Genomic DNA, 10,148 nt, shown 5'->3' on the forward strand with positions numbered 1-10,148 from the left:
CTACATTCGCTTTTACAATCATCATCGCCGCCATTCGACATTAGGGTATTTGACCCCAGCGGAATTCGAGCAGCGCCAATTAGCACTCAGTGCTTAACCTTGTGTCCATTGAGGCCGGGACAGACCACCCACAGCTCTTACACTTTGCAGTTAAGCGGAGAATCACTCAGAAAGATTAAAGGTGCAACAGCAAAAAAACCTAGCAAGAAGATCATTCCTTGATCTCTAGTGTGTCAAGTATCCGAAAGACATCATCTGTACTCAAACGACTCAAATATTGACTGACGTGTTGCGCCATCAAAGCATTTAAGATGTCGTTGATACGAACATAACTGCCACGCCTCTTAACAATGCGCACCTTGGCAGTTTTTTTGCTCATTAATAAAGCGGTCGGCAGATCAAGTTGCAAACGAACTTACTGCCGAAACTGAATGGCAAGAACAATCTGTCAGCCCCTTTAGAATACCGCAAGCTTCTACATGTCTAGCGCCTGAGCATCTCTCACGTAAAACGGTCAAATTTTTCTCTAGGTTCAATAGCGCTTCGACGCGTGCCTTAACCTGTTGAATATGCATATCCAAAAGTGCATTGACTTCGCCGCAATCCTGATTTGGATTGTCTCGGAAGTCCAGCAATGCCTGGATTTCTCCAAGTTTCATGTCGAGCGAACGACAGTGGCGGATGAACTGTAATCGTTCAACGTGTGCGTCACCATATAGCCGAAAATTGCCGTCGCTGCGCGCAGGCTTTGGAAGTAGCCCCTCCTTTTCGTAGTAGCGGATGGTGACAATCTCACATCTGGTGCGTTTGGCAAGTTCACCGATCTTAATTTCCATATCTCATCCTCATTTAATACTTGACTCTATAGTACCTATAGGGTCTCTAATGAGCAATATAGAAATCTACAGGAAGGAATAGCTATGAGCGATTGCAGTTCAAAGGGATGCGGCTGTTCAACCGTGCCAACCAGTCAAACTACTGAGCAAGTTGAGCTAACGGCTGGACAGACTCTAGCCGTCTACCGCATCCAGAATATGGATTGCCCCACGGAAGAGGCGTTGATCAGGGGTAAGCTGGCTGTGATGCCGGGTGTGCTCGACCTTGATTTCAATCTAATGCAGCGCATCTTGTCCGTACGGCACGAACTGCCATCGCTGGTCCCGGTGGAACAAGCCTTGAAGTCCATAGGTATGCAAGCCGTACGCATGGATAAAGCTTCTGGTGAGCAGACGACCAAGCTGGTCATCGCAAAGATGGATTGTCCAACGGAAGAAGCGCTGATCCGCAAAAAGCTTTCAACGGTGGATGGGGTGACCAATCTCGATTTCAACCTGATACAGCGCACGCTGTCAGTGAGTCATGTTGCGCATAACTTGCCGGAAGTATTGTCCGCGCTGGAATCTCTGAACTTCGAAGCGCAAGTGCTCGATACGCAGGAAGCCGCCTCAACGCCAGCGGGTGCAACTGACACGCCGACGAAATGGTGGCCGCTTGGCATTTCTTTGGTGGCTGCAATGGCTGCGGAAGCCGTCTACTGGTATCACAGTGGTAACCATTGGGCAGTCGTCGCGCTTGCGCTTGTCGCTATCTTCACCGGGGGCCTTTCGACGTACAAAAAAGGCTGGATTGCGCTCAAGAACCGCAGCCTAAATATGAACGCCTTAATGTCGATAGCGGTCACGGGGGCGATGCTGATCGGACACTGGCCGGAAGCGGCAATGGTGATGGTGCTGTTCACCTTGGCCGAGGTGATTGAGGCTAAGTCTCTGGACCGTGCGCGCAATGCTATTCGTAGTTTACTCGATCTTGCGCCGGAACAGGCAACGGTGCAGCAGTCGGATGGTTCTTGGCGCGAAGAGGAAGCAAAACAAGTAGCCATTGGCAGCAGGGTTCGAGTCAAGCCAGGTGAGCGCATCGCCCTCGATGGCGAAGTGCTGGAAGGACGCTCTACGATCAACCAAGCACCGATCACTGGTGAAAGCCTGCCGGTTGAAAAAGCACCCGGCGATCAGGTCTTCGCAGCTACCATCAACGAATCCGGCTCATTCGAGTATCGCGTTACGGCTGTGGCCAGCGACTCCACATTGGCTCGCATTATTCACGCAGTAGAAGCTGCTCAAGGCAGTCGCGCACCGACCCAACGCTTCGTTGATCAGTTTGCACGCTGGTACACGCCAGTCGTGTTTGGCGTGGCGGTAGCGGTTGCTCTCATTCCCCCGATTTTCATGGGGGCGACATGGCTTGACTGGGTTTACCGTTCGCTGGTTTTGCTGGTTGTCGCCTGTCCGTGCGCCTTGGTAATTTCAACGCCAGTCACTATCGTCAGCGGTCTTGCCGCTGCTGCGCGTCAAGGCATCCTCATCAAGGGTGGCGTTTATCTGGAAGAAGGCCGCAAACTGCGCTGGCTTGCACTAGACAAGACCGGCACGATAACGCATGGCAAACCAGCGCAAACCGATTTTGTGTCATGGGGCGATGAACCGCCTGCCGACAGTCGTAGGATTGCCGCCAGTCTCGCTGCACGTTCTGACCACCCCGTTTCTAAAGCCGTGGCGCAAGCCGCGAAAGACGACGTGGTTGTACTACATGAAGTTGCCGAGTTTGCTGCACTACCTGGTCGTGGGGTTCGCGGCAGCATTGACGGTATGGTCTATCACCTTGGTAACCATCGGATGCTTGAAGAGCTGGAGCATTGCCACCCTGAATTGGAGCAACGTCTCGAAGCAATGGAAAGGGAAGGAAAAACAGTAGTAATACTGGTGGGACCAAAAGGTGCGCAGGCTCTTATCGCGGTGGCTGACACAATCAAGGACAGTAGCCGAAGCGCAATCGCCGAGCTGCATGCACTTGGCATCAGCACCATGATGCTGACAGGCGACAACGCGCACACGGCACAGGCAATTGCTACGCAAGCCGGCATCGATCGTGCACATGGCAATTTGCTGCCCGAGGACAAACTGCGCGAGGTTGAACAGTTGGCGCAGACAGGCAAAGTCGGCATGGTTGGTGACGGTATCAATGATGCCCCGGCGCTGGCGCGCGCTGATATCGGATTTGCAATGGGAGCCGCTGGTACCGACACTGCCATAGAGACCGCAGACGTGGCCCTAATGGACGATGACCTGCGCAAGATTCCAGCTTTCGTGCGCCTTTCGCGTGCGACTGCTCAGGTGCTGATGCAAAACATTGTGCTGGCACTGGGCATTAAAGCAGTGTTTCTGGCACTTACTTTTACTGGCCAGGCGACCATGTGGATGGCTGTATTTGCCGACATGGGAGCTAGCTTGCTTGTCGTAGGCAACGGCTTGAGGTTGTTGCGCCGATGAACTGGAAATTCATTTTCTATGACTGGTTTGGTTGGAACGTTACGTTGTTCCAAGCGGTTAACACTGGAACACCTGCCACACTCGCGCCTCTGGCATCGTTCTTTAGCTTTTTCGGAAGCTATTGGACAGCTCCTTTGATACTGGTGGGACTGTGGTGGTGGTCGAAAGAAGAAACCGATCCAGATCGCGCAAATACAATTTCGAACCGTCTTAGTGGCTTTATTTTGGCCTTTCTGCTGGGATTGCTAGCCGCCACTGTATTAAAACTGGGGTTCGATTTCCCACGTCCATCCATCGTTCTCGGCGAATTAGTACGGGTTATCGGTGAGCGTGAACAAAACTATAGTCTGCCAAGCGGGCATGCGACTTATTCGGCATTAGTTCTCGGCGTGCTTTGGCCTTTGGTGAGTCGCCGTGGCCGCATCGGCTTGGTGCTCTATGCTGTTTTGGTTGGCTGGTCGCGTATTGCTGCTGGAATGCATTTCCCAGCCGATGTGCTGACGGGCTGGTGCCTCGGACTGGGCAGTATCGTTCTGGCCGGACGGCTGATATCGCTTGCTGCTCCCGCGTGGCATGCGGCTCGTCACAAGTTGGTTTTGGTCTGGTATGCGGTGGCGGTTTGTGCCTTCATAGCTGACCAGTTCGCAAAGCTGGTCATCGTCCTCACTTATGCCTATGGCGAACAGGTTGAAGTAACGCCATTTTTTAATTTTGTTCATGTGCTGAATCCGGGGGCTGCGTTCAGCTTTCTGGCAAACGCAGGCGGTTGGCAACGCTACTTCTTCATCATCCTTGGCTTGGCAGTTTCGGCATGGCTGATGCGCATGCTGAAACAAGGGTTACCACGCCTCGAAGCTCTGGGATACAGCCTAATTCTAGGTGGGGCGCTTGGAAATGTCGCTGATCGCCTGTTCCGTGGACAGGTCGTAGACTTCCTCGATTTCCATTGGCAGAACTTGCACTGGCCTGCCTTCAACTTTGCCGATGTCGCCATTGCGTCAGGAGCGGCCTTACTTATCATGAGCGCACTAACCCAAGGCAAAGCAACCAGCAAAACTGAGCGTCACACGTATTTGAAATCGTAGGTCAGTTTTGCTGTTAATCAATACAGTCATACGACAAATTTACGTCCTTTCTTTTCATACAAACGATTCAACCTTAGAATGTGAATCATTCTCATTTTTATACTTATCATGCATACCCGTTCAAAGTTTAGCCTTTTCATTACTGCCGTTTTCTTGGTCCTTTCAACCAATGTTATTTCTGCTAATGCCCAAGATACGACAACTCAAGAAAAGGCCAAACAAGTATGGCAAGTGCTGGATTACTTGGCAGTTGATTACGGCGCAGCCGTACAGAATGGCGTAATTGTCAGCAAAGACGAATATGGCGAGATGCAGGAATTCTCGGCGAACGCGGAAAAGCAGTTATCCGAGTTACCCAAAACAGACCTCAGCGCGAAATTGGTTGCACAAGCAGGCAAGCTGCGAAACATGATTGCTGCCAAAGCTTCGCCTAATGAAGTAGGCAATCAAGCGAGATCGTTGGCAGCTGAAGTACTCAAAGTATACCCGGTGCCACTTTCACCAACGCAGGTACCTGATCTCAAAAAAGGCGGAGCGCTGTATCAAGCAAATTGCGCTTCATGCCATGGTGCTGCAGGAAACGGCGACGGTCCGCTTGCTAAAAGTTTGAATCCTCCTCCGATCGCTTTGTCGGACAAAGAACGTGCAAAAGAGCGAAGTGTCTTTTCGCTGCAGCAGATTATTTCCCACGGTGTTGCTGGCACCTCTATGCCAAGTTTTGCTCAACTGTCTGAAGATGATCGTTGGGCTATCGCTTTTTTTGCATCCACCATGTCTTATACCGATGCTGATCGTGCGGCTGGTAAGAAATCATGGACTGAAAATAAATCGCTCCACAATGCGGTACCAAATATCAACGCCCTAACGCAAGCCACTGAATCAGGTTTGGAAAAGCAGATAGCATCTAGCGCACGTCCGATCTTGGCGCATCTCCGCAGCGAGCCAGGCCAATTGATGGCCTCTAACGAGGATAGCCTTGCATTGGCGAAGAAGCGCTTGTCAGAGAGCGTGCAAGCATTGCAAGCAGGCGACAAAGCAAACGCATCTCGACTTGCTCTTTCTGCCTATCTGGATGGTTTTGAAATTGCGGAACCGGCGCTGGCTGCCAAAAATAAAGAATTGTTCAATGATTTGGAAAAGGGCATGGGAGCTTTCCGCGCTATCGTGAATCGTGGTCAACTTGACGAAGCCAAAAACGCGGAACAGCAATTGCAAGTAAAGCTGACCCAAGCGCAAGACGCATTAACCACCGCTACAGATGATCCGCTTGCAACATTCCTTGGTGCCTTCACCATTCTTTTGCGCGAAGGACTGGAAGCGTTGCTGGTGGTCGTCGCTATGGTCGCATTTTTGAAAAAAGCAGATCGGCGTGATGTGCTGGTATATGTCCATGCAGGTTGGGTTGTGGCATTGGCCGGTGGGGTCGTCACATGGGCCGTGGCGACTTACCTGGTCGATCTAAGCGGCGCGAGTCGCGAGATGACCGAAGGATTCTCAGCAATATTCGCGGCGGTCGTTCTTCTTGGTGTTGGGATATGGATGCATCAAAAGAGCATGGCGGGACGTTGGCAGGCATATGTCAGGGATAAGCTGTCGTCGGCGCTCAATCGTCGATCAGCGATGATGCTTTTCCTCCTGTCATTTGTCACGGTCTATCGCGAGGTTTTTGAGACAGTCCTTTTCTATGCAGCGCTTTGGACAGGTGGAAACGGCGGATATATGTTGCTCGGTATGGGTGCCGCAATTCTGATCCTGGCTGTGGTTGCTTTTGTTCTGCTTCGTACTTCAGCTCGTCTGCCGATTGGAAAATTCTTTGCCGCCAGCTCAGCCCTAGTGGCAATACTGGCTTTCGTCATGGTCGGTAAAGGCGTGGCCGCATTGCAGAAGGTTGGTGTTTTCGAGATCTCCACAATCCCGTTCCCACAGATCGAGTTACTCGGTATTTACCCAACTACGCAAACGGTCGTTGCCCAGATGCTGATAGTGATGATCGTTATCGCGAGCGTTATTTACAACATCCGTTCAGCTAAAAAATAGAAGAATAAGACTGCGGATAGCTAGCAATCGATTTTGCGACTCAATTGCTAGCGGAGCGTCATAGAAATCCAACTTACGAAGTTTATCCAGCCATGTTTGTAACTTTTTGGTAGCGAGTTTTCTATATTTTCTGACGCGGACGATATGCGTGTCGATTTGCCTGCGCATCGTAGAGAGCATGATGCTCGGGCAAGCCCGAGTGTTTAAAAAAATCATAAAGCATAAGCTCGACAATCTCGTTGTCCACCAACTTGAAGTGACACCAAGAAGGTACGCGATGATCCAATGCATCACAAAACAAATCCCAATCTGTTTGATAATCTACACAGATATAAACATCTTCTTTGTTACGACGGACGATTTCAAGCCATTTGATAATTTCTAAATGAAGATTATCTTTCGTAAAGTATGAATTCGGTATTTTCCGCAGTAGAGGTATTACAACCTCGCGCACAAACGCGGAACAAGCATGATCTGGATATGGCACTTCAGCATAGAAATCTTCGCCGTACTCTGATGCCATACCTAAACTTATGAGATGTGAGTCGCGAAATTCAGTGAATTCAGTGAATTCAGTATCCAAAAATACATTCATACAGGCTTCCTAAACAATCATATTCAAATAGATAAAAGAACACTTTACAGAAGATAAAAAATGATAAGAAAAAATCAAAAACACAGGCTATATGAAAAATTAATTTTAACTGTAAAAAAGCGAACTACTGAAGCAGAAGCATGGCTTAATCTTGTGCCGGTCGGTCGTGAGTTTGGCAGCAAGGATTATGCGACGCTTGCTGAGTTAGATGCTAAAAGTAATAAACGGATAGTGCCTACTGAATAGTGGCAAAGTTGAAATGCGAATTGGTGGCAGGTTTCAGATGCGGATAGGTGGCAATTTTAGGATGCGCATGAGTGGCAAGTTTTATGCGAATACTCATGTGCAAAGCGGAACTTCACCTTCTAGGTGATATTGTAGGTACTGCAATGGAGATAAACTTGAAAGGCCTGAATTCGGCGTGGCATTATGTTGAGCGATCGTTACATCCAATAATTCAGCCACTTCTGCAGCCCTAATTTTGTGCTTTAACGCTTTTTTCTGCGCATCGGGCGCACAACCACTATGCGGATTACTTCCAGTTGTGGATGGCAGTCGTTTAAACAGCTTGTCGGCGATTTGGCCTTCCCCCAACGTCACGGACACTTCCGTTAGGCGCATTTTAGATTTTCAAACTGTACTGGGCTGAGATAGCCGATGGTGGAATGTCGCCGACGTGGATTGTAGAATCTTTCTATATAGTCGAACACGTCGGCGCGTAAATTATCTCTGGTCCGATAGTGCTTTTTGCTCAGGCGTTCGGTCTTGAGAGTCGAGAAGAAACTTTCCATTGCGGCGTTATCCCAGCAATTCCCGCGACGGCTCATGCTGCATACGATGCCGTGAGACTCAAGCAAGCGCTGGAAGTCCTCACTGGTGTATTGAGAGCCTTGGTCGGAGTGATGTAGCACGGCTTGGGGACGGCCCCGGCGAAAGACTGCCATCAGCAATGCATCCATCACCAGTTGTGCCGTCATCGTCGGTTGCATCGACCAGCCTACGACCCGTCGGGAATATAAATCGAGGACAACCGCGACAAACAGCCAGCCTTCGCCAGTCCAGACATAAGTAAAGTCTGCCGCCCATTTCTGATTCGGTCCCGTCGCTTCAAACTGACGGTCCAGCAGATTCGGTGCAATGGCATGTATCGCCGTTTGAAACTGTCCTGGCGCGCGGCGGCGTTTGTGCCGTGCTTTGATGCCGGCAGTCTTCATCAGTCGCGCCACGCGGTTCTCGCTGCAAGCAAAGCCGGCGTCGATAAGGTCTCGCACCACGCGCGGGGAACCGTATGTGTTATCGCTGGCTTGGTGACTGTGCTTGATGGCCTGCAGCAGCTGAATATTGTCGCGCTCATTCTGACTCATTGGCCGGTCGAGCCAATCGTAGAAGCCGCTGCTCGATACACCAAGCAGGCGGCACATAGTTCGCGTGGGCCAAATGGTTCGGTATTTGGCGATAAAGCCGTACTTCACTTGAGGTCGGCTGCGAAGTAGCCGAGCGCCTTTTTTAATATATCGCGCTCCGTCTTTACCTTGCTCAACTCGCGCCGCATACGCTCGTACTCTTGACTGGAAACCTTATCGCCGCCATTGACTTGCCCATCGACGCTGGCCTCTCGGCACCAGCGCGCCAATAAATTGGCACCAAGGCCAAGGTCGCGAGCGATACCCGCCTTGCTCGCGCCAGGCTGGCCTACCAGCTTGACTGCCTCGCGCTTAAACTCTTCAGAAAACAACCGTCTTTCACGTGCCATGTAATACCTCCGATAGGGACATCATACCTATCGAAAGTGTCCGTCCTGATGGGGGAAGGCCAATTTGACCAAACGTGCGCTCAACACTATCTCGCCTCTCAAAATGAGCTACTGCTCCCCAATTAATGACGAATCCTAGGCCTTTCCGCAGATTCTCATGAACCGGTTGCGCCAAGTGCGCCAATGCACCATCAAGCTTAGTGACGCTCCAAAGCGCGCCATAAGCCCTCTCTATAATTCCGCTTGGCAGTCCAGCATCGGGAGGGTAATTCAGCCCGTCAACAGTAAGCTCTATTGGATGCCATTTTTTTGTGATGGCATCGCGTACAACTTTAATCACGTCTTCTTTCGTTACTTCGCTCCTATACACGACCAAGTAGGACAATATAGCTGCGGAAGCACCCTCTACCACTGCAATCAACCACAGTCTGTCCAGAAGTAGATCTCTCTCAGTTCCTTCTGGAGTGCGAAAAGTTACAGTTGAATGACAGTCAATTCGATATGCGTCTATTTCCACCACATCATAAGGTTCACTGAAATACAAAAATGGCGCGTGCCCTGTACCAACATTAAGGTGTGCTTTCGCAGCTGCCCCCTCCCTGATATTTACAGCGCGCTTAAAGTTTCGGTCTAAGACATCACGCATAAAACTACGGATGGATTTAATCCCGCGATGTTTGGTTGTAAAAGGCCACTCGGAAGCACTCACCCCGTACTCTTGGATAGCCTTAATAAAAAGTTTATGCAGGTCGCGAGATCGCAGTCGAAATTCTGGAACATCTTTGTACTTTGCATCTTGCCTGATGAAGCGAGTAAGTTTTTCTTCTAATTCAGGAAAGCGATCCAACATCATGCCAAGCGCACCGGTTTGGCCACCTTGCTGCTCGCCAAATTTCCTCCCTAATGGCGCGCGACGCCTATATGGTTCGATCCGAACATGTGGTACCAGTGCCCGAAAGCCGAATATCTTTCCGTCAGATGCAATTCCCAAGCATTTGCGCGCCATGCGTGGGAGACTCGCGGCTGCAATACCGGTTCTTTCGGTAATAAATTTTACGGACTGGTATTCGAAATAGAGACGCATTGCCAATTCATTGCTCTCGTACTTCTCGACATCTTCAGACCTCAAGGCTGCTTTTTGCACTTTCGGCCAAAGGTCCAGTGGTAATGCCGTAGCTACGGCCTCTCTACGACTCCACATATCGAGCCCTTTGATTCCATGACCATTGGTCTGTCCCGGCCTCAATGGACACAAGGTTAAGCACTGAGTGCTAATTGGCGCTGCTCGAATTCCGCTGGGGTCAAATACCCTAATGTCGAATGGCGGCGATGATGATTGTAAAAGCGAATGT

11 protein-coding genes are annotated in these 10,148 nt (G+C 50.3%); 5 read left to right on the forward strand and 6 right to left on the reverse strand.

From position 1 onward, the window contains the following. A partial coding sequence (locus IXC47_RS18830; RefSeq protein ID WP_195876350.1) for an IS3 family transposase occupies positions 1-97 on the forward strand: 97 nt, incomplete at its 5' end. 301 nt (positions 98-398) lie between these two features. Here IXC47_RS18830 and cadR read toward each other — a convergent pair. Beyond that, a complete protein-coding gene (cadR, locus tag IXC47_RS18835) occupies positions 399-836 on the reverse strand; it encodes a Cd(II)/Pb(II)-responsive transcriptional regulator (RefSeq protein ID WP_195876703.1) in 438 nt (145 codons plus the stop codon). Positions 837-920: 84 nt separating this feature from the next. Here cadR and IXC47_RS18840 point away from each other — a divergent pair, with 84 nt between their 5' ends. The 3 genes from IXC47_RS18840 (at position 921) to IXC47_RS18850 (ending at position 6,448) form a co-directional block, all read left to right on the forward strand. Then, entirely contained in the window at positions 921-3,326 is a 2,406-nt protein-coding gene (locus IXC47_RS18840) for a cation-translocating P-type ATPase (protein WP_195876704.1), read from the forward strand. Next, complete coding sequence (gene lspA, locus IXC47_RS18845; RefSeq protein WP_195876705.1) at positions 3,323-4,411, forward strand: signal peptidase II; 1,089 nt, start codon at positions 3,323-3,325, stop codon at positions 4,409-4,411. The genes IXC47_RS18840 and lspA overlap by 4 nt, the downstream gene beginning before the upstream one ends. Before the next feature lie 108 nt (positions 4,412-4,519). Continuing rightward, positions 4,520-6,448 carry a cytochrome c/FTR1 family iron permease gene (locus tag IXC47_RS18850; RefSeq protein WP_195876706.1) on the forward strand — a complete coding sequence of 643 codons (1,929 nt, stop codon included), beginning with the start codon at positions 4,520-4,522 and terminating at the stop codon, positions 6,446-6,448. A 121-nt stretch (positions 6,449-6,569) separates the two neighbouring features. Here IXC47_RS18850 and IXC47_RS18855 read toward each other — a convergent pair whose 3' ends face one another. Next, the gene (locus IXC47_RS18855) at positions 6,570-7,043 is read right to left on the reverse strand and encodes a 3'-5' exoribonuclease (RefSeq protein WP_195876707.1); all 474 of its coding nucleotides are present in this window, start codon (positions 7,041-7,043) and stop codon (positions 6,570-6,572) included. Between the two features lie 60 nt (positions 7,044-7,103). Between IXC47_RS18855 and IXC47_RS18860 the strand changes: the two genes are divergently transcribed. Further along, positions 7,104-7,289 (forward strand): hypothetical protein, encoded by a 186-nt coding sequence (locus tag IXC47_RS18860; protein WP_195876708.1) that lies wholly within the window; start codon positions 7,104-7,106, stop codon positions 7,287-7,289. A gap of 93 nt (positions 7,290-7,382) precedes the next feature. On the opposite strand, the gene IXC47_RS18865 is transcribed toward IXC47_RS18860, so the two are convergent. The 4 genes from IXC47_RS18865 to IXC47_RS19610 form a co-directional block, all read right to left on the reverse strand. Then, on the reverse strand, positions 7,383-7,643 hold the full coding sequence (locus IXC47_RS18865) for a hypothetical protein (protein ID WP_195876709.1): 261 nt from the start codon (positions 7,641-7,643) through the stop codon (positions 7,383-7,385). 11 nt (positions 7,644-7,654) lie between these two features. Next, a protein-coding gene (locus IXC47_RS18870; protein ID WP_195876710.1) for an IS3 family transposase occupies positions 7,655-8,796 on the reverse strand; the annotation gives its coding sequence in 2 pieces (ribosomal slippage) (positions 7,655-8,541 and positions 8,541-8,796; 1,143 coding nt in all). Beyond that, on the reverse strand, positions 8,786-9,997 hold the full coding sequence (locus IXC47_RS18875; RefSeq protein ID WP_195876711.1) for a hypothetical protein: 1,212 nt from the start codon (positions 9,995-9,997) through the stop codon (positions 8,786-8,788). The genes IXC47_RS18870 and IXC47_RS18875 overlap by 11 nt, the downstream gene beginning before the upstream one ends. 56 nt (positions 9,998-10,053) lie before the next feature. Further along, on the reverse strand, positions 10,054-10,148 hold a 95-nt coding region (locus IXC47_RS19610), incomplete at its 5' end, for an IS3 family transposase (RefSeq protein WP_326838431.1).

Source organism: Herminiimonas contaminans, assembly GCF_015645465.1.
In the GTDB taxonomy this organism is placed as follows: domain Bacteria; phylum Pseudomonadota; class Gammaproteobacteria; order Burkholderiales; family Burkholderiaceae_D; genus Oxalicibacterium; species Oxalicibacterium contaminans.